32 protein-coding genes are annotated in these 25,435 nt (G+C 57.6%); 20 read left to right on the top strand and 12 right to left on the bottom strand.

What is annotated here, in order from left to right:
- Position 1: 1 nt before the first annotated feature.
- Complete coding sequence (locus ACTG2G_RS09305) at positions 2–970, bottom strand: LysR family transcriptional regulator (RefSeq protein ID WP_005357635.1); 969 nt, start codon at positions 968–970, stop codon at positions 2–4.
- Between the two features lie 276 nt (positions 971–1,246).
- Between ACTG2G_RS09305 and tatA the strand changes: the two genes are divergently transcribed.
- The 3 genes from tatA to ACTG2G_RS09290 all read left to right on the top strand — a co-directional run bounded on the left by tatA (position 1,247) and on the right by ACTG2G_RS09290 (position 3,377).
- Positions 1,247–1,408 carry a twin-arginine translocase TatA/TatE family subunit gene (tatA, locus tag ACTG2G_RS09300; RefSeq protein WP_005339944.1) on the top strand — a complete coding sequence of 54 codons (162 nt, stop codon included), beginning with the start codon at positions 1,247–1,249 and terminating at the stop codon, positions 1,406–1,408.
- A 16-nt stretch (positions 1,409–1,424) separates the two neighbouring features.
- The gene (locus ACTG2G_RS09295) at positions 1,425–1,727 is read left to right on the top strand and encodes a YfcZ/YiiS family protein (RefSeq protein WP_227341809.1); all 303 of its coding nucleotides are present in this window, start codon (positions 1,425–1,427) and stop codon (positions 1,725–1,727) included.
- Positions 1,728–1,955: 228 nt separating this feature from the next.
- Positions 1,956–3,377 carry a transglycosylase SLT domain-containing protein gene (locus tag ACTG2G_RS09290; RefSeq protein ID WP_421387511.1) on the top strand — a complete coding sequence of 474 codons (1,422 nt, stop codon included), beginning with the start codon at positions 1,956–1,958 and terminating at the stop codon, positions 3,375–3,377.
- Here the strand turns inward: ACTG2G_RS09290 and ACTG2G_RS09285 are convergent.
- Entirely contained in the window at positions 3,355–3,531 is a 177-nt protein-coding gene (locus tag ACTG2G_RS09285) for a hypothetical protein (protein WP_005339947.1), read from the bottom strand. The genes ACTG2G_RS09290 and ACTG2G_RS09285 overlap by 23 nt on opposite strands.
- Positions 3,532–3,603: 72 nt before the next feature.
- On the opposite strand from ACTG2G_RS09285, the gene ACTG2G_RS09280 reads away from it, so the two are divergent.
- Positions 3,604–4,857, top strand: a complete 1,254-nt coding sequence (locus ACTG2G_RS09280; RefSeq protein ID WP_421338871.1) for a phospholipase D-like domain-containing protein — start codon at positions 3,604–3,606, stop codon at positions 4,855–4,857.
- 578 nt (positions 4,858–5,435) lie between these two features.
- On the opposite strand, the gene murA is transcribed toward ACTG2G_RS09280, so the two are convergent.
- From murA to mlaF, 7 genes are read right to left on the bottom strand one after another with little or no spacing between them, the layout of a single operon-like run.
- A complete protein-coding gene (gene murA, locus ACTG2G_RS09275; RefSeq protein ID WP_005336355.1) occupies positions 5,436–6,692 on the bottom strand; it encodes a UDP-N-acetylglucosamine 1-carboxyvinyltransferase in 1,257 nt (418 codons plus the stop codon).
- 18 nt (positions 6,693–6,710) lie between these two features.
- Entirely contained in the window at positions 6,711–6,968 is a 258-nt protein-coding gene (gene ibaG, locus ACTG2G_RS09270) for a BolA family iron metabolism protein IbaG (RefSeq protein ID WP_005306001.1), read from the bottom strand.
- Positions 6,968–7,240 (bottom strand): STAS domain-containing protein, encoded by a 273-nt coding sequence (locus ACTG2G_RS09265; RefSeq protein ID WP_005336352.1) that lies wholly within the window; start codon positions 7,238–7,240, stop codon positions 6,968–6,970. Before ACTG2G_RS09265 ends, ibaG begins: the two co-directional genes overlap by 1 nt.
- The gene (locus ACTG2G_RS09260; RefSeq protein ID WP_005336350.1) at positions 7,237–7,869 is read right to left on the bottom strand and encodes an MlaC/ttg2D family ABC transporter substrate-binding protein; all 633 of its coding nucleotides are present in this window, start codon (positions 7,867–7,869) and stop codon (positions 7,237–7,239) included. The genes ACTG2G_RS09265 and ACTG2G_RS09260 overlap by 4 nt, the downstream gene beginning before the upstream one ends.
- A 2-nt stretch (positions 7,870–7,871) precedes the next feature.
- Positions 7,872–8,369: an outer membrane lipid asymmetry maintenance protein MlaD gene (gene mlaD / locus ACTG2G_RS09255; RefSeq protein ID WP_005336348.1), complete on the bottom strand. Its 498-nt coding sequence runs from the start codon at positions 8,367–8,369 to the stop codon at positions 7,872–7,874.
- Positions 8,370–8,376: 7 nt separating this feature from the next.
- A complete protein-coding gene (gene mlaE, locus ACTG2G_RS09250) occupies positions 8,377–9,156 on the bottom strand; it encodes a lipid asymmetry maintenance ABC transporter permease subunit MlaE (RefSeq protein WP_005336345.1) in 780 nt (259 codons plus the stop codon).
- Positions 9,156–9,956 (bottom strand): phospholipid ABC transporter ATP-binding protein MlaF, encoded by an 801-nt coding sequence (mlaF, locus tag ACTG2G_RS09245; protein WP_005336343.1) that lies wholly within the window; start codon positions 9,954–9,956, stop codon positions 9,156–9,158. Before mlaF ends, mlaE begins: the two co-directional genes overlap by 1 nt.
- A gap of 207 nt (positions 9,957–10,163) precedes the next feature.
- On the opposite strand from mlaF, the gene ACTG2G_RS09240 reads away from it, so the two are divergent.
- The 10 genes from ACTG2G_RS09240 (at position 10,164) to npr (ending at position 16,980) form a co-directional block, all read left to right on the top strand.
- On the top strand, positions 10,164–11,159 hold the full coding sequence (locus ACTG2G_RS09240) for a KpsF/GutQ family sugar-phosphate isomerase (RefSeq protein WP_021231835.1): 996 nt from the start codon (positions 10,164–10,166) through the stop codon (positions 11,157–11,159).
- Positions 11,159–11,713 carry a 3-deoxy-manno-octulosonate-8-phosphatase KdsC gene (kdsC, locus tag ACTG2G_RS09235; protein WP_335827826.1) on the top strand — a complete coding sequence of 185 codons (555 nt, stop codon included), beginning with the start codon at positions 11,159–11,161 and terminating at the stop codon, positions 11,711–11,713. Before ACTG2G_RS09240 ends, kdsC begins: the two co-directional genes overlap by 1 nt.
- A complete protein-coding gene (gene lptC, locus ACTG2G_RS09230) occupies positions 11,710–12,270 on the top strand; it encodes an LPS export ABC transporter periplasmic protein LptC (protein WP_047438732.1) in 561 nt (186 codons plus the stop codon). The genes kdsC and lptC overlap by 4 nt, the downstream gene beginning before the upstream one ends.
- Positions 12,257–12,784, top strand: a complete 528-nt coding sequence (lptA, locus tag ACTG2G_RS09225; RefSeq protein WP_040068817.1) for a lipopolysaccharide transport periplasmic protein LptA — start codon at positions 12,257–12,259, stop codon at positions 12,782–12,784. The genes lptC and lptA overlap by 14 nt, the downstream gene beginning before the upstream one ends.
- Before the next feature lie 3 nt (positions 12,785–12,787).
- Positions 12,788–13,513, top strand: a complete 726-nt coding sequence (gene lptB, locus ACTG2G_RS09220) for an LPS export ABC transporter ATP-binding protein (protein WP_439985386.1) — start codon at positions 12,788–12,790, stop codon at positions 13,511–13,513.
- Positions 13,514–13,578: 65 nt separating this feature from the next.
- Positions 13,579–15,018: an RNA polymerase factor sigma-54 gene (locus ACTG2G_RS09215; RefSeq protein ID WP_439985385.1), complete on the top strand. Its 1,440-nt coding sequence runs from the start codon at positions 13,579–13,581 to the stop codon at positions 15,016–15,018.
- A 20-nt stretch (positions 15,019–15,038) separates the two neighbouring features.
- Positions 15,039–15,326 carry a ribosome hibernation promoting factor gene (hpf, locus tag ACTG2G_RS09210; RefSeq protein ID WP_005336323.1) on the top strand — a complete coding sequence of 96 codons (288 nt, stop codon included), beginning with the start codon at positions 15,039–15,041 and terminating at the stop codon, positions 15,324–15,326.
- A 2-nt stretch (positions 15,327–15,328) separates the two neighbouring features.
- Entirely contained in the window at positions 15,329–15,775 is a 447-nt protein-coding gene (ptsN, locus tag ACTG2G_RS09205) for a PTS IIA-like nitrogen regulatory protein PtsN (protein WP_005336322.1), read from the top strand.
- Positions 15,776–15,820: 45 nt separating this feature from the next.
- The gene (gene rapZ, locus ACTG2G_RS09200) at positions 15,821–16,687 is read left to right on the top strand and encodes an RNase adapter RapZ (RefSeq protein ID WP_005336320.1); all 867 of its coding nucleotides are present in this window, start codon (positions 15,821–15,823) and stop codon (positions 16,685–16,687) included.
- Between the two features lie 20 nt (positions 16,688–16,707).
- Complete coding sequence (gene npr / locus ACTG2G_RS09195) at positions 16,708–16,980, top strand: PTS phosphocarrier protein NPr (RefSeq protein WP_005336318.1); 273 nt, start codon at positions 16,708–16,710, stop codon at positions 16,978–16,980.
- Between the two features lie 146 nt (positions 16,981–17,126).
- Here the strand turns inward: npr and degS are convergent, their stop codons facing one another.
- The 3 genes from degS to ACTG2G_RS09180 form a co-directional block, all read right to left on the bottom strand.
- Complete coding sequence (gene degS, locus ACTG2G_RS09190) at positions 17,127–18,251, bottom strand: outer membrane-stress sensor serine endopeptidase DegS (RefSeq protein WP_216952221.1); 1,125 nt, start codon at positions 18,249–18,251, stop codon at positions 17,127–17,129.
- A 109-nt stretch (positions 18,252–18,360) separates the two neighbouring features.
- A complete protein-coding gene (locus ACTG2G_RS09185) occupies positions 18,361–19,722 on the bottom strand; it encodes a Do family serine endopeptidase (RefSeq protein ID WP_216952220.1) in 1,362 nt (453 codons plus the stop codon).
- 81 nt (positions 19,723–19,803) lie between these two features.
- Positions 19,804–20,184, bottom strand: coding sequence for a YhcB family protein (locus tag ACTG2G_RS09180; RefSeq protein WP_216952219.1), 381 nt, complete (start codon positions 20,182–20,184; stop codon positions 19,804–19,806).
- A gap of 140 nt (positions 20,185–20,324) precedes the next feature.
- Here ACTG2G_RS09180 and zapE point away from each other — a divergent pair, with 140 nt between their 5' ends.
- From zapE to ACTG2G_RS09150, 6 genes are all read left to right on the top strand, one after another.
- Entirely contained in the window at positions 20,325–21,419 is a 1,095-nt protein-coding gene (gene zapE, locus ACTG2G_RS09175) for a cell division protein ZapE (protein ID WP_216952218.1), read from the top strand.
- A 266-nt stretch (positions 21,420–21,685) separates the two neighbouring features.
- Entirely contained in the window at positions 21,686–22,114 is a 429-nt protein-coding gene (rplM, locus tag ACTG2G_RS09170; protein WP_005336289.1) for a 50S ribosomal protein L13, read from the top strand.
- A gap of 15 nt (positions 22,115–22,129) precedes the next feature.
- A complete protein-coding gene (rpsI, locus tag ACTG2G_RS09165) occupies positions 22,130–22,522 on the top strand; it encodes a 30S ribosomal protein S9 (RefSeq protein WP_005336286.1) in 393 nt (130 codons plus the stop codon).
- A gap of 295 nt (positions 22,523–22,817) precedes the next feature.
- Entirely contained in the window at positions 22,818–23,408 is a 591-nt protein-coding gene (gene petA, locus ACTG2G_RS09160) for a ubiquinol-cytochrome c reductase iron-sulfur subunit (RefSeq protein WP_005336284.1), read from the top strand.
- Between the two features lie 2 nt (positions 23,409–23,410).
- A complete protein-coding gene (locus tag ACTG2G_RS09155; protein ID WP_005336282.1) occupies positions 23,411–24,628 on the top strand; it encodes a cytochrome b in 1,218 nt (405 codons plus the stop codon).
- Complete coding sequence (locus tag ACTG2G_RS09150) at positions 24,625–25,359, top strand: cytochrome c1 (protein WP_421387521.1); 735 nt, start codon at positions 24,625–24,627, stop codon at positions 25,357–25,359. The genes ACTG2G_RS09155 and ACTG2G_RS09150 overlap by 4 nt, the downstream gene beginning before the upstream one ends.
- The last annotated feature ends 76 nt before the right edge of the window (positions 25,360–25,435 follow it).

Raw genomic sequence — 25,435 nt, 5'->3', positions numbered from 1 at the left:
GTCACCCGTGAGTGGTCGCAGCGGGTTCCAGTTTGCTCATGATGAGGGAGAGCAGCAATTCCCGCAGCCAGCGGTGGCCCGGATCCTCGCTGTGACGCTGATGCCAGATGAGCAGATGGGAGATGCTGTCCAACCCGATGGGCAGCGGCAGCTGTAACAGCGGATAGACCTGGGTGGCGTGGCGGGCGTAGAGCCGGGATAGCGTCACTATCATGTCGGAGTGCATGCCCATCCGCAGCGCCGCCTCGAAGGAGGGCACGGTTGCCTCGATACGTCGGTAGAGATCCTGCTCTGCCAGCTTGTGATCCAGCATCCAGCGGTCCCGCCCCTCGCAGTAAGTCTGCACATGGGGATAGCTGAGGTAGTGCTCCAGATTCCAGTTGGGCTCCCGCAGCGCGGGGTGGTGCTGTTGCACCAGACAGGTGAGATCATCGACCGCCAGCACTCGCTGACAGATGCTGTCGGGCAGGGTATCGAGCCGATAATCGGAGCTGATGCAGTTCTCTCGCACCGCGAAGGCGATGTCCACCTGTCCCTGACTCATCTCGGTCAGACTGTTCTCGGTCCACTCCTCGTAACGCAAGCGGATCCTTGGTGCCTGCCGCTTCAGCTCGCTCAGGTAGAGCGGGGCAAACAGGGTAAAGGCGCTGTCCATGCTGGCGATGACGAATTCCCGCTCCGAGCTGGCGGGGTCAAACTCGGGCGGCTGGATCAGGTTATCCAGCGACAGCAGGATGGGTTGCAACTGCTGCTGCAGTGCAAGGGCACGGCCGGTGGGTTCCAGCCCGTAGGCAGATCGGATGAAGAGGGGATCATTGAAGGTATCGCGCAGACGGCCGAGGGCTTTACTGACCGCGGACTGGCTCAGATGAAGGCGGCGTGCCGCCTTGCTGCCGTTGCGCTCTTCCAGCAATACCTGCAGGATAATCAGCAAATTGAGGTCGATGCGACCCAGTTGTTCCAGCAGCATGATATGAATCCTCTTCAATTCTAAGATGAATTTATACCATTTGTTTTCATATCTTGGCGATCTTATCCTCGAATGGTCTCAGGTTCGCATGAACCACTGGTACAGGATGTAGCGGTTGAGGGGACATGTAGCACAATCAATATGGCGACCTCAGGGTCGCCCTATTTTTTGGCTATGATTTATTTGCTCACTTGCACCTGCCTTGATTTTGCCCAACAATCCCTGCGCTCTATTTTGATACAAGTAACAGATATCTCTTTGTGAGGGAGTATCCCTATGGGACTCGGTGGAATTCATATCTGGCATATGCTGATCCTCTTGCTGGTCGTTGTGCTGGTCTTCGGCAGCAAGCGTCTTGCCAGTGCAGGTGAGGATCTGGGGACCGCCATCAAAGATTTTCGCAAGGCGATGCGTGACGACGCAAATCATCCGAAATAAGCAGTAGGAGTAGAAAATGTCTGTAGACGAGAAAGTTGAACTGAACGAAACCTGTGACAGCTGCGGCTGTTTTGCCGAGATCGGCACCATCATCGGCGAAGGCGACGATGTGATGGAGCTGGTTATTGAAGCCGCGGCCGAGGCGGATGCCCGCGCCAAGCTGGCTGCCTATGAAGTACTGGCCAAACAGGTCACCGCCGAAGCTCAAGTGAGCAGCGAACTGACCCAGGGCGCCAACGGCGTGATCCTGAAAGCCCGCCTGCAATTCACCTGCACCGCCGAAAAACTGATTTTCGAAATGCGGGCCCGCTCTATCTGAGTTGTCTGATAACGCGGCAGGTTTGCCTGCCGTGTTGACCCTTCTGCTGTGGGTCGGCGTTCTATAGTTACTCTATCCCACAGACGTTTTGCCCGGCGCGAGTCGGCCAACAGAAGGCGTAAATATCATGACGCAGCGATGGATCTCTGCCCCCAATCCCACCCTCTATCGTGATCCGTGCTGCCAACAGGCAGCAGGCGTGACCTCAGCACAGGGGCAGCCATCGTGATGCGACGCTGGATTTGGGCTCTGCTGGCCCTCTGCTGTTTTTCCCTGCTGGCGGCTGAGCTCAAGCCGGTGCGTTTGCCCCAACCCGGGGACCTCGAAAGCATTCTGCAAAAGCGCGAACTCAGGGCTCTGGTGGTCTATGAGCGCGGTTTCTATTTTCTCGATCGCGGCACCCAGTACGGCATTCTGGTCAATCAGCTGCAAGGATTCGAGCGCTGGCTGAACAACACCTATCTCGCTAAAGAGAAGGTCAAACTCAAGGTGGTCTACATCCCGGTGCGGCAGGACAAGCTGCTGGACTATCTGACCGAGGGGCGTGGGGATCTGGTGGCGGCGACCATGACGGTGACCCCGACCCGGCGTGAACAGGTGGCCTTCTCCCGGCCGCTCATCTCTTCCATCGAGGAGTGGGTGGTTAGCCAGAACAGCCTGCCCGCCTTCAGCCGCATTACCCAGCTCTCCGGCAGGCGGGTCTGGGTGCGGGCCAGCTCCAGCTACTACGAGAGCTTGCGCCAGCTCAACTGGTTGTTTCGCGAGTTGGGGCTGCCCCCCGTCTATATCGAGACGGTGCCCGAATATCTACAGGATGGCGATCTGCTGGAGATGGTGGCCGCCGGCATTATTCCCCTGACGGTGACCGACAGCTACAAGGGGCGGATCTGGCTGAGTGGCATGATCTCCGGTCTCAAGGCTCACAAGTTGATCCCCCTGCGCAGCAACGGCACCAGTGGCTGGGCGCTGCGCAAGAACAGCCCCGAGCTGCTGAAAGCGGTCAATGGCTATCTGGCGAGCGTCAGCCGCAACAGCCTCTACAGCGACATGACCCTGCGCCGCTTGCTGGTTCGCAGCGATCAGATGAGCAATATCCTGGCGCCGGACCCCATGGGGCGCCTCGCGACCATTCGCAAAGTGCTGGAGAAGTACGCCAATAAATACGATCTCGACTGGCTGATGCTGGCGGCGCTTGGCTACAAGGAGTCCGGCCTCAATCCCAAGGCGCGTTCGCCCAAGGGGGCCGTGGGCCTCATGCAGCTGCTGCCCAGCACAGGGCGGGAGGTCGGCATCAACGGCGCCAGACTCACCACGCTGGAGGGAAATGTGGAGGCCGCCTGTCGCTACATGCGGTTGATCCTCGATACCTACTTCAATGATCCCAAGCTGGATCGGCTCAACCGCCACCTGTTTGCCCTCGCCGCCTACAACGCCGGGCCGAACCGGGTGCAGGCGCTGCGAGGCAAGGCGGAGAAGCTGGGGCTCGATCCCAACGTCTGGTTCGGTAACGTGGATCAGCTGGTGGCCAACGAAGTCGGACAGGGGCCGATCAACTATGTCGGCACCATCTACAAGTACTACGTAGCCTATCGTTTCAGCCTGCCCCAGATCGAGGGCAAGGCTGCCGCTATCGAAGCGGCTCAGCCCTGAGCCGGTTGACCGGCAAGGTCGCCTGCACGGTCGGCAATTGCCAGCCACCGTCCCTGTGTTGCAAAAACCAGTGGGCGGGGCCGGTGGCCGGGATGAGATCTGGCTGGCTGAGCTGGCCCAGATAGCGCAACATCGGGGTATCATGCAGTTCCATCAGCAACTCCTTTTGAGTATGTGAGAGGCTCGCCAGCGTTATGACACCCGGCCATGACAGCAGGATGACACCATGATCCCCGGATCCTTTGCCCTGATCGACGATCCCCAGCTGGCGCTCAAGGTGCGTTGTCACTGGATCCGCCATGCCCGCGAGCGGATCCAGGCGCAGTACTACAGCTGGGAGGAGGACAGCAGCGGCAAGCTGCTGCTGAGCGAGCTGCTTCACGCCGCCCGGCGTGGCGTCAAGGTACAGCTGCTGGTGGATGATCTCTATGCCGGTGACAACCGCTTTCTGGAAATGGTGGCTCACTACCCGGGGATCGAGGTGCGGCTATTCAACCCCTTCTGGCTGCGGGGCTGGCGCCCGCTGGCACTGCTGCTGGAGGGACTGCTCAGCTTTCGCCGCATCAACCACCGGATGCACAACAAACTGCTGCTGGTGGATGGCAAGCTGGCGCTGATCGGCGGGCGCAACATCGGCGATCGCTACTTCGGTCTGGATCCGCAAGCGCCCTTCGTGGATCTCGATCTCGCCTGTCAGGGGGGACTGTGCCAGCAGATGGCGCAGGGGTTCGAGCAGTTCTGGCACAGCCGCTGGAGTCACCCCATCCGCCATCTGCTGCGCCGCGAGCTGCTGCCCGCCGAAATAGAGGTGGTCAACGACTTCCTGTTTACCATGACGGATCCGGCGGTGGCGACGGTCTACGATCTGCCTGCGGCGCTGTTTGACGAGCGCGATGTGCCGCTGCAATGGCATGAGGGGCGGGCCGAGGTGTGGTTCGACCGTCCCGGCAAGGGGCTGATCTCCCGTCCCACCACCGCCCGTCAGCTCTGGCGCCAGCTGGCTGACAATCCCGGCTCGTTGGGGCTGGTGACCCCTTACCTCATCCTTACTCGTGGGTTCCGGCACCGTCTGGCGCGGCTGCGCCAGCAGGGGGTCGCCATCGACATTCTCACCAACTCGCTGGCCAGCACCGATGTGCCACTGGTCTATGGCGCCTACCAACGCTATCTCGGCTGGTTGCTGCGCAGCGGGATCCGGGTCACCGAGTTTGACCACGGCCACGGCAGCCTGCACGCCAAGCTGATCCTGCTGGGGGGGGAGCGGGCGCTGTTTGGCAGCCTCAACCTCGATCCCCGCTCGCTGTTTCTCAATACCGAGCTGATGCTGCATTTGCATTGCCCGCCGATCTGCGAGGCGTTGCGAATGTGGCTGGCTCGCTGGCAGGAGCAGGCGGGTGGATTGCCGCGCAAACCTGAAGGGTGGTCAAGGCGACTGATAGCCCGCCTGAGCGACTGGTTGCCACTGCGCCGTTGGCTGTGAGGCGGCCATTTTTTGTGCGAGATCTCGCAAAGCCTTGTAAGCCATTGCTGATGCCCTTTGCGGGTGAATAACCATGCATGAATCTATCTTGCTGTTTTATAACAATTTATCGGTGATGATAAGGCTGTTTTTTGTACTCCGATGTGAATGGAATTAGCATAAAAACGTTTTTTATTTTGTTTTTATGCGTAATATTTCAGTCGCAAGGACAAACACGGTGGCTTGTCTGCCGTGTGGACGAAGGTTGTAACGGGTAGCTGGTCGGTTGCATTGCTGCAATTGGCGCGCACTTAAGATAGGTCGCGAACTATCGGAAAGTGAAACAGAGACCTGGCGTGGCCGGACTCCAATATGGAACATGCTATTTGCGAGGGGGTGACATAGACATGTCACCCCACTTTTTTGGTTCTTTGGCGAGTCTCGAGCCAATGAACGTTGGCCGCCAGGGGGCTGGTAAATAGCCTGACACGATATGGACCACTCTCGACCGCATTGAATCTCGGCAGCCCAGGTGAATGTAAAAAGGCCCCCTTGCATTAGCGAGGGGGCCTTTTTATCGGCCAGCGATCAGGGAGATATCAGCCCTTGATGCGTTCGATGCGGCCACCCAGACCCTGCAGCTTCTGCTCGATGTCTTCGTAGCCACGGTCGATGTGATAGATACGGTCGACGATGGTGGAGCCTTCGGCTACGAAGCCGGCCAGTACCAGACTGGCGGAGGCGCGCAGATCGGTCGCCATTACCTGGGCACCCTTGAGCTGCTCGGTGTCACGGCAGATGGCTACGTTGCCCTGCAGTTCGATGTCTGCACCCATCCGTACCAGCTCGGGAACGTGCATGAAGCGGTTCTCGAAGATGGTCTCGGTGACCATGCCGGTGCCTTTGGCGACGGCGTTCAGCACAGTGAACTGTGCCTGCATGTCGGTCGGGAAGGCCGGGTAGGGGGCAGTCTTGATGGTGACCGGCTTGAGGGTGCGGCCAGTCATGTCGAGGGTGATCCAGTCTTCACCCTTCTCAATCAGGGCGCCAGCCTCTTCCAGCTTGACCAGTACCGCTTCCAGCAGAGTCGGGTCGGTCTTGCGGCAGGTGATCTTGCCGCCGGTGACCGCTGCACCCACCAGGAAGGTACCGGTTTCGATGCGATCAGGCTGCACGCTGTAGTTGCCGCCGTGCAGACGCTCGACACCGTCGATGGTCAGGGTGTCGGTGCCCGCCCCCTGGATCTTGGCGCCCAGGGTATTGAGGAAGTTGGCCAGATCGACCACTTCCGGCTCACGTGCGGCGTTTTCGATCACGGTGCGACCATCAGCCAGGGTCGCAGCCATCATCAGGTTTTCGGTACCGGTCACGGAGACCATATCCATCAGGATGTGGGCGCCTTTCAGGCGGCCATCGACACGGGCCTTGATGTAACCATCTTCGATGGTGATCTTGGCACCCATCAGCTCCAGGCCGTGGACGTGCAGGTTGACCGGACGGGCACCGATGGCGCAGCCGCCGGGCAGGGAGACGTCGGCAGCGCCGAAACGGGCAGCCAGCGGGCCCAGCGCCAGAATGGAGGCGCGCATGGTCTTCACCAGCTCGTAGGGGGCGACGTGGTTGTTCACCGCACCGGTCAGCACGGTGACGTTGCCGTTGACCTTGGTGGTCGCGCCCAGCATCTCCAGCAGCTTGATGGTGGTGCCCACATCTTTCAGGCGCGGCACGTTGGAGAGGTGTACCTCTTCATCACAGAGCAGGGTCGCGAACAGGATCGGCAGCGCGGCGTTTTTGGCGCCGGAGATGGTCACTTCGCCGTTGAGAGTACAACGACCATCGATTTTGAATTTGTCCATTTTTACTTCGTTACCAAATCAGGAGGGCAATAGGAATTTACGTTCGCGTTTCCACTCGGCGTCGGTGAACGCTTTGATGGAGAGGGCGTGAATGGCGTTGCTGGCGATCTTGTCCATCAGCGGGGCATAGATGGCCTGTTGCTTCTTGACCCGGCTCATGCCGTCAAACATGTCACCGACGGCGATCACTTGGTAGTGACTACCGTCCCCTTTGACATGGACTTCGGACAATGGCAGAGCCTCAAGGAGTATCGCTTCAATTTCAGAGACTTGCATTATGCGTCCTCAGTTGTGAGCGGGGTTGACTGAAACAGCCCGGCCACCCCGTAGAGGTTGGCCAGGGTATAGAAATCACTGGAGGCGCCCACCAGTTGCGGTGTGGCGCCTCGCGCTAATACGGCTTTGGCCCATTTGACCAGCAGGGCCAGTCCGGCAGAGTCGAGGGTGGTGACGCCGCCGAGCTCGAGCTGGTCGTCCTGCCACCATTCGGCGCGGCGTTGCCACAGGTCATTGACCTGTGGCGCCTGCAGCTCACCGCTGAGAGTCATGGTTTGAGTACCAGCGGCTTGGCGTTGTGCTCGCGCAACTGGGCGATCACCGCATCGATGCCGTTCTGGCGGATCAAACCGCCCAGCTCGCTCTGCTTGGCGGAGAGCAGGCTGATCCCCTCTGCCACCATGTCGAAGGCTTTCCACTCGCCGGTCTTGTTGTTCTTGCGCAGCTTGAACTCGAGGAAGATGTCCGGCTTGCCGGCCTCTTTCACGCTGACGTTGACGGCGGTGATATTGCCGCTGGGAGCTTTGCCCGGCTCGACCTTGACGGTCTGCTTGTCAAAATGGGCCAGCGCATCGGCGTAGGAGCTCACCATGTACTCGGTGAACACCTCGACGAAGGCATTGCGCTGCGCTTCGGTGGTCTCTTTAATCTGGTTGCCAAGCACCTTGTAGGCGGCGAAGCGGTTGTCCACATAGGGCAGCAGCTCTTCGCGGATGATTACCCGCAGGTGATCCGGATTGCTCTTCACCTGGGCCTGATCGGCCTTCAGGCGGGCAAAGGTCTGCTTGGCAGCCTGATCCACCAGCGCGTTGGGGTCGGTGGCATCGACTGCGGCCTGGGCAGACAGGGAAAAGAGCATGCTGGTCATCAGGCCCAGCAGCAGGGCGATTTTCTTGAACATGGTTACTCCTTCTTGCTGTCTGATTTGCTGTCGGAGGATTGGCTGTAGAGGAACTTGCCAATCAGATCTTCCAGCACGATGGCGGATTTGGTGTCTTCAATCAGGTCGCCATCCTTGAGCATCTCGGTGCCCATCTCCTCATCGCTGAAGCCGGGGGCCAGACCGATGTACTGCTCGCCGAGCAGACCGGAGGTGAGGATGGAGAGGGAGCTGGTATCGGCAAACTCGCCTGCGCTCTTTTGCATCATCAGGGTGACTTCGGGCACCTGGGTTTTCGGGTCCAGTACGATGTCGCTGACCCGACCGACCACCACGCCGCCGACCTTGACCGGCGAACGGACTTTCAGGCCGCCGATATTATCGAAATGCGCGCGCAGGGTATAGGTTTCTCCTTCCGGTTTGAAGCTCAAACCGGCCACTTGCAGGGCCAGTGCCAGAATGGCACCGATGCCAGCCAGCATGAAGGTGCCGACCAGGAATTCTACTTTGCTGAACTTCATCTTTACCTTATCCAAACATGACTGCAGTGAGTATAAAATCCAGGCCGAGCACGGCGAGGGATGAGTGGACCACGGTACGGGTCGTGGCCTGACTGATCCCGGCCGAGGTCGGCTTGGCATCATAGCCGTTAAAGAGCGCAATCCAGGTGACCACCAGGGCGAAAATCAGGCTCTTGATGGCGCCCTGCATGATGTCTTCATGCCAGTCGACGGAGGCCTGCATGGCAGACCAGAAGCCCCCTTCGTCCACGCCGAGCCAGTCCACACCGACCAGCTTGCCGCCGAAGATGCCGATCAGGCTGAACATAAAGGCCAGCAGCGGCATGCTGATGACGCCAGCCCAGAAGCGGGGAGCAACCACCCGGCGTAGCGGGTCGACCGCCATCATCTCGAGGCTTGAAAGCTGCTCGGTGGCCTTCATCAGGCCGATTTCAGCGGTCAGGGCCGAACCGGCACGGCCGGCAAACAGCAGCGCCGTGACCACAGGGCCCAGCTCCCGAAGCAGGGAGAGGGAAACCAGCGGCCCCAGACTCTGCTCGGCGCCGAAATCCTTCAATACGTTGTAACCCTGCAGCGAGAGCACCATGCCGATGAACAGGCCTGAGACCAGAATGATGGCCACCGACTGTACGCCCACCACATACAACTGCTGGACAAGCAGCGGGAAGTGCTTGCGCGGCTCGGGTTTGCCCGCCAGCGCATGGAACAACATGATGGTGGCGCGACCGACGGAGCTGATAAACCGCACTCCGACCCGCCCCAGCTTGCTTATTTGACTTATCAACATCAGAGATCCTGTAGCAGATCGCCTGCCGGAAAATGAAACGGAACAGGACCATCGGGCAATCCTTTGAGGAACTGCTCGACTTCGGGATTGTGCTCCTCGCGCAGCTGATCCGGCGTGCCGTGCGCCACCACCTTGCGATTGGCAATGATGTAGGCGTAATCGGCGATGCTCAGCACCTCTTTCACGTCGTGGGTGACGATGACGGAGGTGATACCGAGGGCATCGTTCAGCTCCTTGATCAGCTTGACCAGCACCGCCATGGTGATGGGGTCCTGCCCGACGAACGGCTCGTCATACATGATGAGGTCAGGATCGAGCGCAATTGCCCGTGCCAGCGCCGCCCGGCGCGCCATGCCGCCGGAGAGTTCGGAGGGCATCAGTTTTGCTGCGCCGCGCAAGCCCACCGCCTGCAGCTTCATCATGACGATGGTGTGGATCAGCTCCTCCGGCAGGCCGGAGTGTTCCCGTAGCGGGAAGGCTACGTTGTCGTAGACCGTCATGCCGGTAAACAGGGCGCCGCTCTGGAACAGCATGCTCATCCGCTTGCGCACTTCATAGAGGCGCGAACGGGAGAGGGTGGGGATATCTTCCCCGTCAAACAGAATGTGACCGGACTCCGGCTTGAGCTGGCCACCGATCAGCCGCAGCAGGGTGGTTTTACCGATGCCGCTCGGGCCCATGACGGCGGTGACCTTGCCACGAGGAATGGTCAGGTTGATCCCGTCATACAACAGCCGATCTCCGTGACTGAAGGTCAGGTCGGAGATGGTGATCAGGTCATTGTTCAAACAATTGTCCATCCGGTGTAAATGAGGTGCGAATTTTATGGGGTAGTCTAGGTCTAAGCAACAGCAAGGAACAACTATTGAACAGGCTGCAAGCCCATTTGCACGACAGTTTTCTGTAACAAAGTGCGTCATTGAGAGCGGGACTTGCCATCCGATTCGCTTATCCGGGCAGACTTTTTTATAATCCCGCAGCTAATTTCGGCCCGGAGCTGTGTCTTTATGTCTGTAAAGCCTGAGAAAGTGTCTGAACTGTTCGATTTTCGTCGCAGTGCCCGCGCGGTGCTGGACACAGAAAAGCAAGCCATTGATGGACTCTATCAGTATCTGAACGACGCCTTCGACAAGGCGTGCGAAATGGTGCTGCGCTGCGGTGGCAAGATAGTGGTCACCGGCATGGGCAAATCGGGCCATATCGGCAGCAAGATCGCCGCCACCCTCGCCAGCACCGGCACACCGGCCTTCTTCCTTCACCCGGGAGAAGCGAGTCACGGCGATCTGGGGATGATTTCCAGTGGCGATCTTATCATCGCCATCTCCAACTCCGGCGAGAGCGACGAAATCCTGGCCCTGCTGCCGGTACTCAAGCGCCGCGGCATTCCGCTCATCTGCATGACCGGTAATCCGGCCTCCACCATGGCCAAAGAGGCCAACGTGCACCTGTGTATCAAGGTGGAGAAAGAGGCCTGCCCGCTGGGTCTGGCACCCACTTCCAGCACCACGGCAACCTTAGTCATGGGCGATGCCCTGGCGGTCGCCCTGCTGGAAGCACGCGGTTTTACCGCCGATGACTTCGCCCTCTCTCACCCGGGCGGTTCCCTTGGCAAGCGTCTGTTGCTGCGGGTTGGCGATCTGATGCACAGCGGCGAGCTGTTGCCCCGGGTGGGGATAGATGCCACCATCAGCCAAGCGCTGCTGGAAGTGAGCCGCAAGGGGCTCGGTATGACGGCGGTGGTCGATGGCAATGGCCTGCTGGCCGGGCTCTTTACCGATGGCGACCTGCGCCGCATTCTTGACCAGCAGATCGATATCCATCACACCCCCATCAGCCGTGTGATGACGGCCAACTGTGTTACCGTAGGTCCAGAGATGATGGCTGCAGAAGCCGTCAAGCTGATGGAAACGAGAAAAATCAACGGATTACTGGTCGTGGATGAAGAGAAACGCCTGCTCGGCGCCTTCAACATGCACGACCTGCTGAAAGCCGGAGTAATTTGATGCAAAACGTACCGACCCTCTATGGTCCGGTGACGCGCAGCCAGTTCGACAAGGCGGCGCAAATCCGCCTGCTGGTGTGCGATGTGGACGGGGTGCTCTCCAACGGCCTCATCTACATGGGAAACAACGGCGAAGAGCTGAAAACCTTCTGTACCCGCGATGGTGCGGGCATGCGAGCATTGCTCAATGCCGGGATCGAGATCGCCATCATCACCGGGCGCAATTCCCGTATCGTCAGCGATCGGATGAAAAGCCTGGGGGTGGCTCATGTGGTGCAGGGGGCTGATAAAAAGCTGCCTCACTTCGAAGCGCTGCTGGCCAAGCTGGGGCTGACTGCTGAACAGGCCGCCTATATGGGCGATGACACCATCGATCTGCCGGTGATGGCCGCTTGCGGCCTGGGTATCGCGGTGGCCGATGCCCATCCGCTGGTGCTGAGTCGTGCCGATATGGTGACCCGGCTTGGCGGTGGCATGGGCGCGGTGCGCGAGGTGTGTGACCTCATTTTGCAGGCGCAGGGCCACGGCGATTATCAGCCCGAGGCCTCGGTATGAGCAGACAGACCCTGTTGTTTGCCCTGCTGTTTCTGGTCGCGCTGGTTGCCTGGCAGTTGGGCAAGGTTGAGCTGGTGCCTGAGAGCGCCGTCAAAATCGAAAACTATCAGCCGGATTTTGTCGCCAAAGATCTGGTCACCACCCGTTTTGATATCAACGGCAAGCGCACCGAGCGGCTGGAGTCGACCTACGCCGAGTATTATCAAATCCTCGAGCAGGCCACCTTCGACAAGCCGGTGGTCTACATGTATGACGATCAGGGTGCCGCAGAGTGGAAGGTGACCGCTGAAACCGGCGTGCTCAACACCGGCGACAACGTCATCCTGCGGGACAAGGTGCATCTGGATGGTCTGCTACCTACCTCTTTCATCTCCACACTGGATACATCCTATCTGGAGCTGGATCTGGTGACACAGGATGTGCGCAGCAACCGGGAAGTGAACATTCTGGGTCGGGATTTCCAGACCCAAGGGGTTGGCCTCAAGGGCCATCTGGACCGCAAATATTTTGAGTTACTGGATCAAGGCCATGCCATCTATTTCAATGAAAAACGCTAATCTGGCCCTCGCAGCCCTGTTGTTGTGTGGTGCGGTGACTGCCAAAGAGTCCGACTTTGCCGAGAAGGTTTACGTCGATGCCGTCAAACAGGTGGCCGAGATGCAGGACAACCGCATCACCTTCGAAGAGGATGTGACCATCAATCAGGGCACCATCCGGATCAAAGCTGACAAGGTGGTAGTGACCCGTTCCGGTGAGAAAGGGGCCGAGGTGATGACTGCCTACGGCAAACCCGCCACCTTCTTCCAGATCCTGGATAACGGCAAGCCGGTCAATGCCCACGGCAATACCATCCGCTACGAGCTGAAGAACCGTCTGGTGACCATCACCGGCAACGGTCAGCTCAAGCAGGAAGATAGCCAGGTCAATGGCGATCTGATCCGCTACGACATCGTCAAACAGAAGATGATTGCCGAGAGCAAGAGCCCGAGCCAGCGGGTCAAAACCGTGTTCCTGCCGGATCAGGTAGAGAATTTCGACAAGCCCGCCGACCAGAAGAAGCAGGGAAAATAAGCCATGGCAGTGTTGAAAGCAGTGGGCCTGCAGAAGAGCTACAAGCGCCGCATGGTGGTGAGTGACGTCAGCCTTGAAGTGGGCACCGGCCAGATTGTCGGCCTGCTCGGCCCCAACGGGGCGGGCAAGACCACCTCCTTCTACATGATCGTGGGGCTGGTACAGCGCGATGCCGGTCTCATCACCATCGACGATCAGGACATCAGCTTGCAGCCCATGCATGTGCGGGCCCGCAACGGCATCGGTTACCTGCCGCAGGAGGCCTCCATCTTCCGTCGCCTGTCGGTGTTCGACAACCTGATGGGGGTGATGCAGACTCGCAAAGGATTGAGCCGTGAGGAGCGTGAGGACAAGGTTCAGCAACTGCTGGAAGAGTTCAATATCACCCATATTCGCGACAATCTGGGGCAGAGTCTCTCCGGCGGTGAGCGCCGCCGGGTCGAGATTGCCCGTGCGCTGGCGGCCGAGCCGCGTTTTATTCTGCTGGATGAACCCTTTGCAGGGGTTGACCCGATTTCTGTGATAGACATCAAGAAGATCATTCAGCATCTGAAAGATAGAGGCCTTGGCGTCTTGATTACCGACCACAACGTCAGAGAGACTCTGGACGTATGTGAGAAGGCCTATATCGTCAGCCACGGCAAGATGATTGCCGAAGGTGCACCGGCTGAGATCCTTGCCGATGAGCAGGTCAAGCGCGTCTATTTGGGCGATCAATTCAGTCTATAGTAAGGAGGCATGCCTTCATTTCCTTTGACGAATGCTTCGCTGAACATAAGGATATCCCGACGTAGATGAAGCCGACATTACAGTTGCGTCTCGGTCAGTCCCTGACCATGACGCCGCAATTACAACAAGCGATTCGTCTGCTCCAGCTCTCCACTCTGGAACTTCAGCAGGAAATTCAGCAAGCGCTCGAAAATAACCCTCTACTGGAGCAGGAAGAGAGCGAGGCGCAAGAGACCACACCGGAAGCGCCGGTCGATGCCAGCCAGCTGGATTCCAGCGATGCCATGGCCCAGGAGCAGATGCCGGACGAGTTGCCGGTGGATACGACCTGGGACGAGGTTTACTCTGCCGGCACAGCCCAGAGTGCAGGCCCCATCCATGATGGGGAAGATAGCGTCTATCAGGGTGAAACCACCGAAAACCTGCAGGATTATCTGCTGTGGCAGATGCGGCTCACACCGTTTAGCGATGTGGATGCCGCCATTGCGCTCGCCATCATCGATGCCATCGACGAATCCGGTTATCTGACCGTTGCGCTGGAGGATATCCAGGCTGCCGTCACCAGCGATGACGTAGAGGTGGAACTCGATGAGGTCGAGGCGGTACTCAAGCGGGTGCAGCACTTCGATCCGGTCGGTATTGCTGCCCGTTCTGTGCAGGAGTGTTTGCTGATCCAGCTGGATCAGTATGACCCGCAGACCCCCTGGCTCAACGAGGCCAAGGAGGTGATCCTCGAGCACATGGAGCTGCTCGGCAACCGGGATTACCGCACCCTCGCTCGCAAGACAAAACTCAAAGAGAGCGACCTCAAGGAGGTGCTGGATCTGATCCAGCTGCTGGAGCCGCGTCCCGGTAACGGCATCATCCAGAGCGACTCCCAGTACGTGATCCCCGACGTCTCCGTGGTCAAGAAGGGTAGCAAGTGGGTGGTCGAGCTCAATCCCGACTCAGCCCCCCGCATCCGGGTCAACGAGACCTATGCCGCCATGGCCCGCAACGCCCGCAGCAGCACCGACACCCAGTTTATCCGCTCCCATTTGCAGGAAGCCAAGTGGTTCATCAAGAGCCTGGAAAGTCGCAATGACACCCTGCTGAAAGTGGCCAGTTGCATTGTCGAGCAGCAACAGGGCTTTTTCGAGTATGGTGAAGAGGCGATGAAGCCGATGGTGCTCAATGACATCGCCGAAGCGGTGGAGATGCATGAGTCGACCATCTCCCGGGTGACAACCCAGAAGTACATGCATACCCCCCGTGGTATCTTCGAATTGAAGTTTTTTTTCTCCAGCCATGTGAACACCGAAGGAGGAGGAGAGTGCTCATCGACCGCAATTCGCGCGCTCATCAAGAAGCTGGTCACGGCAGAGAATCCTGCCAAGCCGTTAAGTGATAGCAAGATCGCGGATTTGCTGGCCGAACAGGGTATTATGGTGGCGAGACGCACGATCGCTAAGTATCGCGAATCCTTGTTTATCCCACCTTCCAATCAGCGCAAACGCCTGGTTTAGGCAAACAAAAGGATGATGTTATGCAAATTAACCTGACCGGACACCATGTCGAGATCACCGAAGCTCTGCGTGATTATGTGAATAACAAATTTGCCAAACTCGAGCGTCACTTCGACCACATCAACAATGTTCATGTGGTGCTTAGCGTGGAAAAACTGAACCAGATAGCGGAAGCCAAATTGCACGTCAGCGGTGGCGAAGTGTTTGCCAACTCTGAACATGCCGATATGTATGCTGCGATAGACACCTTGCTCGACAAGCTGGACAGGCAGATCATCAAGCACAAAGATAAGTTAAATAAAAAATAACCATGCAACTTGAACACATACTGAGTCGGGACTGCACCAAGAGTGCAGTCCCTTGTACCAGCAAGAAACGCGCCCTCGAGATCATCAGCGAGCTGGCCGCCGAACGCCTTGGCACCTCCCGTCAGGCGCTGTTTGAATGCTTGCTGGCCCGCGAAAAAATGGGTAGTACCGGGATCGGTGCCGGTATTGCGATCCCCCACGGTCGCATTGACGATGAGTTCCCGCCAACCGCGATCCTGATGACCTTTGCCGACCCTATTCCTTTCGACTCCATCGACAATCAACCGGTTGACCTGCTGTTTGCCTTGCTGGTGCCGGAAAGCGAGTGCAAGCAGCATCTCAAGACCCTTTCTCTGATGGCTTCCAAGCTGGGTGACAAGGCGGTTTGCCGCCAGTTGCGTCAGGCAACCAGTGACGAAGAGCTCTATCAGATCATGACCTCGGCCTGACAGCAGGCCAAGGATGAGACACCCGTTTTGGCGTGAGGGAACAAGATGCAGTTAATCGTGGTAAGTGGACGTTCGGGCTCCGGTAAAACGGTAGCCCTGCGAGTGCTGGAAGATCTGGGTTACTACTGTGTGGACAACCTGCCGGTCAATCTGCTGCCCCAGCTGATTGTCTCGGTGGAGAGCCAGTACGACAAATTGGCGGTCAGTATCGATGTGCGCAACCTGCCGAGCGATCCGGAGAAACTGGAAAATCTGCTGGCTCAGGTGCGCAATGAGGGGCGGGTTGAGTTCTCCAGCTTTTTCTTCGATGCCGACAACGGCACCCTGCTCAAGCGCTATGGCGAGAGCCGCCGTTTGCACCCCCTCTCACGCAACAAGCTGTCGCTGGATGAGGCGATTCGGGAGGAGACCCACCTGCTGGCGCCCATCTCCTCGACCGCTGACCTGCGTATCGACACCACCACCCTCAGCATTCATGACCTGAGCGAGCTCATCAAGACCCGGGTACTCGGCAAGAAAGAGAACGAGCTGGTGCTGGTGTTCGAGTCGTTCGGCTTCAAGTACGGCATTCCCAAGGATGCCGACTTCGTGTTCGATGCTCGCTTCCTGCCCAATCCGCACTGGATCCCCGAGCTCAAGCCGTTCACCGGCAAGGATGAGCCGGTCGCCAACTACCTCTCGGCGCAAGCTGACGTGATGCTGTTTACCCAGCAGATCGAGAACATGCTGGCGACCTGGTTGCCCCATCTGGAGCGCAACAATCGCAGCTACCTCACGGTCGGCATCGGTTGCACCGGCGGTCAGCACCGCTCGGTCTTTATTGCAGAACGGCTGGCCAGTGCATTCCGTTTGCTCGGCAAGAACGTGCAGATCCGCCACCGTACTCTCGACAAGAGTGCCCCCCAATCCTGACGGACCAATAGGACGACCCGATGACTGTTTCCGCCTCGGTTGAAGTGAAAAACAAGCTGGGTATTCATGCCAGACCAGCCATGATGCTGTTCGAGCTGGTGCAGGGTTTCGATGCCCACGTGCTGCTGCGCAATGAAGATGGTGTGGAGGCCGATGCTGACAGCATCATCGGCCTGCTGATGCTGGATTCCGCGCAAGGGCGGCAGGTGGAAGTACAGGTTGAGGGGCCCGAAGAGGTCGAGGCCCTGGCAGCCGTGGTGGAGCTGTTCACCTCCGGCTTCAACGAGGAGTAGTCACTCCTCGTTCTTCTTCTATTCCTTTCACTTGTATTCGGTCGCGCTATTGCGGCATGACATGGCTGACTATGTAGTTCCATGGAGAAATGAGAGTTAGGCGCAGCCTAACAGGCTGCAGGCTGATGCAATAGACCTTTGCCGCGTTAGCTGGCCGATGAGACATTGCTGACTCCAGCCCGGTTCTGATAGCGCACATCCTCTTCAATGGTGACCACCACTTCCAGCGGCTTGCCGGAGCGTAACACCGATATGGTCAGCTTGGTGCCGGGGCGGCTCTCGGCGATCTTGTCCAAGGCGGCTCTGGGACCGCTGATGGCTTCGCCGTTGATCTTGAGCAGCACATCCCCTCGTTGCAGACCGCCTTTGGCTGCTGGACCGTAGGGATCCAGACTCTTCACTACCAGACCACGCAGATCGCCGAGATTCATCATCCGCGCGATTATCGGGTTGATCTCGACGCTGGATATCCCAAGGTAGCCGCGAATGACCCTGCCATTGGTGATCAGCTCATCCATGATCCGCTTCGCCAGCCGGTAGGGGATGGCAAAGCTGATGCCGTAGCTCTCCTGATTGCCGTTGAGGTGATAAGTGGCGGTGTTGATGCCCACCAGATCGCCACGGCCGTTGACCAGCGCGCCACCCGAGTTGCCCTCGTTGATGGCGGCATCGGTCTGCAGCAGATCCTGCCGGCCATTGCTGTCCGGCCCCATGCTGGAGAGACCGGTGCGGCCAGTCGCGCTGATGATGCCCTGGGTGATGGTCTGGCCGACGTTGTAGGGATTGCCGATGGCGAGTACTACATCGCCCACTTCTGGCAACCGCTCCGGATCTTGCGGGATTACCGGCAGGTTATCTGACTCGATATAGAGCACGGCAAGGTCGGTCAGCGGGTCTGTGCCGACCAGCTCGGCACTGAAAACCCGGCCATCCTGCAGGGCTACGATGATCTGGTCGGCGTCAGCGATGACGTGGTAGTTGGTCAGCACGTAGCCGCGCTGGGTCATGATGACGCCGGAGCCCAGTCCTTGTGGACGCAGTTCTCCCTGATTGCCCTGGTTAGGAGCAAAGCTGCGGGTGTAGATGTTGACGACGGCGGGGCCGGCCCGATGAGCGGCATAGGAGAAACTCAGTTCTCGGGCATTGGTGATGAGCCCCGGGAGTTGGGCGCCACCGCGAAAATTGGGAAACAGCAGCAACAGCAGCGCCGCGACGGTCAAACCGAAACCGACAGACTTGCCCAAGTAACTGACTAAAGGGAAAATTTTCATGTCATTCTCATCCGTACAGGCTGCGGGCAGAGAATAACACTATCGATGGATAAAAATCACCCGCGGCGAAGGCCGCGGGTGATAGAGAGGTTGTTGAACCATCAGGGGGTTAGCGGATCACCAGATAGAGCGAGGAGTCGCCGCGCTGGATATTGAGCGCCAGTACGTCAGGCTTGTTCTTGAGCGCCTTGCTCAGCTCGCCCAACGTGTTGATGCGCAGACGGTTGACCCCGATGATGATGTCCCCCTTCTGCAGGCCGGAAGCGGCTGCCGGAGAACGGGGATCAATGTCGGCCACGGCGACGCCGGAGACCGGATCGGTAGTGGTGCTCAGCTTGGCCCCTTCCAGTGCCGGATGCAGCGCGCTGGCGCGCACTTCGCTGTCATCGGCCTGCTTCAGGGTCACTTTGGCCGTTTGTGACTTGCCATCGCGGATCAGTCCCAGCTCGACCTGCTTGCCAGCGCCCATGGTGGCGATCTTGGCACGTAGCTCGCCGAAGGAGCGAACCGGCTTGCCATCGATGCTGACGATGATATCGCCCGCCTTGATGCCCGCCTTGTCTGCGGCGGAGTCAGGCATGACCTGGTTGACGAAGGCGCCATCCTTCTTGTTGTAGCCGAAGGTCTTGGCGATGTCTGAGGTGAGTTCGGTACCGGTAATGCCCAGCTGACCGCGACGCACTTCACCGTACTTGACGATCTGCTCGGTCAGATCCCGCACCATGTTGGAGGGGATGGCAAAGCCGATGCCGATGTTGCCGCCGTTCGGGCCCAGAATCGCGGTGTTGATACCGATCAGCTCGCCACGCAGATTGAGCAGGGCACCGCCCGAGTTACCTGAGTTGATGGCCGCATCGGTCTGGATGAAGTTTTCCAGATTCTCGATGTTGAGGCCGCTGCGACCGAGCGCGCTGACGATACCTGATGTGACGGTCTGACCCAGACCAAACGGGTTGCCGATTGCCAACGCATAGTCACCCACCCGCAGCTCGTCGGAGTCGGCGAACTTGATCTGCACCAGATCCTCGGCCTTGATTTGCAGCAGGGCGATGTCGGACTGCTTGTCTTCACCGATCTTCTTGGCCGCATATTCACGACCATCCTTCAGAGTGACCTTGATCTCGTCCGCCTCGTGAACCACGTGGGCGTTGGTGATCACGTAACCCTTCTTGGCATCGACGATGACACCGGAGCCGAGTGCCTGGAACGGCTGCTCGCTCACCTGTTCATCGGGCATATTGGGACCGAAGAAGAAACGGAATTGTTCCGGCAGACGCTGGCGGGTGATCTTCTTGCCGGAGACAGAGATATTAACTACGGCAGGAGTGACCTGTTCGAGAACGGGGGCCAGACTTGGCATCTCCTGATTAGAGCCTAACAGGGAAGGCAGTGCGGCCTGAGCAGGGGCCGCAGACATGGCGATACCGACGCTGAGGGCTAGCACACTGAGCATGGAAAGAGGTTTACGCATATGAAAAACAGCTCCCAGAAAAAGTTGCATTGCAATCGTCAAGGTCAGACCACAGGGCTGGCCAATTAGTTCCGCGAGGAACTAATTTGGTTGTTTGAGCAGTCCGGAAGAGGCGCCGGCATAGTCGCGAGGCGGGACGCCCGGCTCATCTGCTTCTTTGGTTGGGGCTTCTTCTACCAATGATTCACGGAACAGCGGTTCCTGTGCCTTGGCCAGGAATTTGCTCTGCTCGGCCATGTGGCGATAGAGGGTCTGATACTGCTCGGCCAGTTGCTCCATCAGCGCGGCGCTGTCGGCGAAGTGGGTATTGATTTGGCCCTGATAGCTTTCAAGCTCCTTGTGGGCCTTTTTCAGTTCCTGTTCCAGACGGCCGGCATCGCGGCTGCGTACCGAAAAACGGCCGAGAACGATACCGATAATCAGGGCCGCGACAGCCAGCAGGATCCCAGTTAACAGACTCATAGATGCTCCTTGTTACAGCTAAAACAGAGTGGGTTTATGCGGTCGTCATAACCGCCATGCCTTGATGGCACTATACCGTGCGTCCTGAGGCCGTGATACCATTTTGTCCTCGATTCAGGGACTTGGAGAGGCGCTCAAGGATGACACCGCAGCAAAAATACCAGCAGGATCTGCTGCGCCCCGGCTTTGTGGCCGACCCCGCGCAGGGGATGGCCATTAGCAGGCTGGAGCGACTGTATCAGGATTTGCTACGGCGCCCGACTCCGACCAGATCTCGAGGGTTGCTGGGTTGGCTGCAAAAGCCCAAGCAGCCGGAGCCCGTCCTCGGTATCTATATGTGGGGCGGAGTGGGCCGAGGCAAGACCTGGCTGATGGATACCTTTTTCGACAGCCTGCCGGGGACGCGCAAGATGCGCAGCCATTTCCACCGTTTCATGCACCGCATTCACGATGAATTGCAGGGGTTGAGCGGGCAGTCCGATCCCCTCAAACTGGTGGCCAGCAAGCTTGCCAGCGAGACAGACATCATCTGTTTCGACGAATTTTTTGTCTCCGACATCACCGATGCCATGTTGCTGGGCACGCTGTTTCAGGAGCTGTTTGGTCACGGTGTTGTGCTGGTCGCCACTTCAAATATTCCGCCAAAGGATCTTTATCGCAACGGGCTGCAGCGAGCTCGTTTTCTGCCAGCTATCGAGCTGATCGAGCTTCATTGCGAGGTACTTAACGTAGATGGCGGTATCGACTATCGCCTGCGTACGCTGGAACAAGCCGAGATTTATCACTGCCCGCTGGATTTGCAGGCAAAAGCCAATCTTGACCGCTATTTTCAGCAATTAACCGGTGGGCATACGGCTTGCGAGGGGGCGTTCGAGGTCAATCATCGTCAGCTGACGTCGCTCGGAATGGGGGAAGGGGTGCTCTATATGGAATTTGAGCAACTTTGCTGTACTCCCCGCTCCCAGAACGACTATATCGAGCTGGCCAGGCTATTCCATACTGTTCTGCTGGCGAATGTGCAGCCAATGGGCACAGGCACGGATGACGCGGCTCGCCGCTTCATTGCCATGGTCGATGAGTTCTACGAACGGCACGTCAAACTCATCATGTCGGCGGCGGTTCCCATGACAGAACTCTACGGCGAAGGGCTGCTGAATTTCGAATTCCAACGCTGTCTTTCGCGGCTTCAGGAAATGCAATCGCACGAATACCTTGCCAGAGTGCACCTTCCTTAGTCACAATACCGCGCCTGCCAGTCGGATGGGCATCTGCGGCAGGTAGGGCCGGGCGACATTTGCTGGTTTCATGGCAGTGAAATTAGCAGGTGATATTTAAGGCAACTTCACTTATAATCGCCCGGCCCACGTTACAGCTGTCGATAAGACAGCAACACTTTAAGCTTTACTTGTATTCGAAGGGGTACAGGTAGGCCATCGTTTGTTGTTTGTGGGAGAGCCCCCATAAGCAATTGGGTCTGTAACAGGTAATTGGGTTTAACTTAATGAAAACTTTCGTTGCCAAGCCAGAAACCGTAAAACGTGACTGGTACATTGTGGACGCAGAAGGTAAAACTCTGGGTCGTATCGCAACCGAGATCGCTGCTCGTCTGCGTGGTAAGCACAAAGCTGAGTACACTCCGCACGTTGACACCGGTGATTACATCATCGTTGTAAACGCTGAGAAGGTACACGTAACCGGTAAGAAATTTACCGACAAAATGTACCACGCTCACTCCGGTTTCCCGGGTGGTATCAAGTCAATCAGCTTCGACAAGCTGATTCAGCGTAAACCGGAAATGGTAATCGAAGCAGCCGTCAAAGGCATGCTGCCGAAAGGTCCTCTGGGCCGTGCCATGTTCCGTAAACTGAAAGTTTACGCAGGCGCCGAGCATGCTCATGCTGCTCAGCAACCTCAAGTACTGGATATCTAATCGGGAACTGGCAACATGGCAGAAAATCAATACTACGGTACCGGCCGTCGCAAAAGCTCCACTGCTCGCGTATTTATCAAAGCGGGTAGCGGCAAGATCGTAATCAACCAGCGCTCCCTGGAGCAGTACTTCGGCCGTCCGACTGCCCGCATGGTAGTTCGTCAGCCGCTGGAACTGGTTGAGATGACCGAGAAACTGGACCTGTACATCACCGTTAACGGTGGTGGCATCTCCGGTCAAGCTGGTGCGATCCGCCACGGTATCACTCGTGCTCTGATGCAGTACGACGAAACCCTGCGTTCCGAACTGCGTAAAGCTGGCTTTGTTACTCGTGATGCCCGTAAGGTTGAGCGTAAGAAAGTTGGTCTGCACAAAGCTCGTAAGCGTCCGCAGTACTCCAAGCGTTAATTCGCTTTTGGTACTCACTCTTTCGAGTGTCAAAAAAGCCTGGCGGTTGCCAGGCTTTTTTTATTGGTAATATTACCGACATCAATGCTAACCACGCGTCACAAAAGACAAAAAATTGTTTCTTTATTGTTTTCATTGCTCACCGCTCTTTCTTGTCAAGTTGTTATCTTTTCTTTAAAATTTCCCCTGTTTTCTGTGGCAATTGTAAATCCAGCTTCCGCCGCTGTTGTCACGGGAAAAATGGGGAACAGGGACACTATAAGAATGTGCGGAGTCCACATGGGAGAGTTTTTGGATGAGCAATGCGCCAGTTGATACCGGTCGCCGCAGATTTCTTACCTGGTCAACGGTTGCCGTTGGTGGGGTAGGAGCTGCGTTTACCGCAGTGCCGTTTATAAAGTCATGGAATCCGAGCGCCAAGGCCAAAGCAGCCGGTGCGCCGGTTGAAGTCGATATCAGCAAGTTGGAACCGGGTCAGCTCATCCGTGTCGAGTGGCGAGGCAAGCCTGTCTGGGTGGTGAAACGCACCAAACAGACGCTGGATGCCTTGGCCGCGCATGATGACAAGCTGCGGGATCCCTCATCTGAAGAGCCGCAGCAGCCTGACTATGCCCATAACGGGTACAGATCGATCAAGCCCGAAATTTTTGTCGCGGTCGGTATTTGCACCCACTTGGGGTGTTCACCTTCCTATCTGCCTGACAGCTTTGGCGAGCAGGTGCAGGGCGTTACGTCCGGCTTCTTCTGCCCGTGCCATGGCTCTAAGTTCGACATGGCCGGCCGTGTGTTCCAGGGGGTGCCTGCACCGCTGAACCTGGTCATTCCGCCCTATCAATTCATTAATGACACCACCATCCAGGTCGGTGCCGATGGCAAGGAGGCCTGACCATGTTGAGTAAACTGATGGGCTGGATCGATTATCGATTCCCGCTCACGGCCATGTACAACGACCACATGGCCAAGTATCCGGCACCGAAGAACCTGAACTTCTGGTACTTCTTCGGCTCGCTGGCCATGCTGGTGCTGGTTAACCAGATCATCACCGGTATCTGGCTGACCATGAACTACAACCCCTCCGCGGAAGGTGCGTTTGCGTCCGTGGAGTACATCATGCGCGATGTGGAGTACGGCTGGTTGTTGCGTTACATGCACTCAACCGGTGCGTCTGCATTCTTCATCGTGGTCTACATGCACATGTTCCGCGGCATGATCTATGGCTCTTATCAGAAGCCTCGTGAACTGTTGTGGATCTTCGGCATGCTGATCTTCCTGGTGCTGATGGCAGAGGCCTTTATGGGCTACTTGCTGCCCTGGGGCCAGATGTCATTCTGGGGGGCTCAGGTCATCATCTCGCTGTTTGGCGCCATTCCGGTCATCGGTGACGATCTGACCCTATGGATCCGCGGTGACTACGTGATCTCCGGTGCGACCCTGAACCGCTTCTTCGCGCTGCATGTCATCGCGTTGCCGCTGGTGCTGGTGATGCTGGTTGCCATGCACATTCTGGCGCTGCACGAAGTGGGCTCCAACAACCCGGACGGTATCGACATCAAGAAGCACAAGGACGAAAACGGCTGGCCGCTGGATGCGGTGGCGTTCCACCCTTACTTCACCGTCAAGGATATGATCGGTGTGGCAGGCTTCCTGTTCTTCTTCTGCGCCATCATCTTCTTCAAACCGGATATGTGGGGTTACTTCCTCGAGAAGCCGAACTTTGAAGTGGCCAACGGCCTGAAAACCCCGGAGCACATTGCGCCTGTGTGGTACTTCACGCCGTTTTACGCCATTTTGCGGGCGGTGCCGGACAAGCTGCTTGGCGTCATCATGATGGGTCTCTCCATCGTGGTACTGTTCCTGCTGCCGTGGCTGGATCGCTGCAAGGTGCGTTCAGTACGCTATCGCAGCATGCTGCACAAGCTGAACATTGCCCAGTTTGTGGTCTGCTTCATCATCTTGGGGGTGTTGGGGGTGCTGCCATCGACGCCGACGTTGACGCTGGTTGCCCAGATCTGTTCACTGGGATATTTCGGGTTCTTCGTCCTGCTGTTTTTCTATAGCAAGAATGAAAGCACCAAGCCGCTGCCGGAGAGGGTGACATTTAAATGAAAAGAATAATATTTGCAGTGCTGACCCTGCTGCCATCTCTGGTATTTGCAAGTGGCGGAGCTGTTCATCTGGACAAAGCCAATTACGATCTGAGTGACAAGGCATCGCTGCAACGCGGCGCGGCCACCTTCATGAACTATTGCGCCGGGTGCCACTCTACCCAGTATCAGCGCTATAACCGGGTCGCAGAAGATCTCGGGCTCCCCGAAGATTTGATGAAAGAGAACCTGATTTTCACCGGTGCAAAGGTCGGTGATCTGATGAAGAGTGCCATGTCAGAGAAGGATGCCGCCAAGTGGTTTGGTGCGCCGCCCCCCGATCTGACGCTGGTTGCCCGGGTGCGCGGTGCAGACTGGATCTACACCTATCTGCGTTCCTTCTACGTGGATGAGACCCGTCCGTTCGGGGTGAATAACGCCGTGTTTCCGTCCGTGGGCATGCCCCATGTGCTGGAGCCGTTGCAGGGAACCCCCCGTGCAGAGTTCGCTACTCACACGGTCGATGGAGTGGAAACCCAGCAGGTTGTCGGCATCAAATCTGACGGTAATGGTGAAATGGATGACGAAGAGTATGATCAGACGGTACTGGATCTGGTAAACTTCTTGGTCTACTCGGCTGAACCGGTACAACAGGAGCGTGAACGCATGGGCTTCTGGGTGCTTGGTTTCATCGTGATCTTCTTCATCTTCACTGTGCTGTTGAAGAAGGAATTCTGGCGCGACGTTCACTAAGCGACCAGATACGGGTAATATAATGCACGGCAATGAAGACCAAGATGCTTCATTGCCGTTTCTGCTTTTTAATGAC

The organism is Aeromonas sp. 55A, assembly GCF_051919665.1.
Taxonomy (GTDB): domain Bacteria; phylum Pseudomonadota; class Gammaproteobacteria; order Enterobacterales; family Aeromonadaceae; genus Aeromonas; species Aeromonas veronii.
Note: the sequence above shows the minus strand (reverse complement) of the source record. Positions and strands in the feature narration are given on the sequence as shown.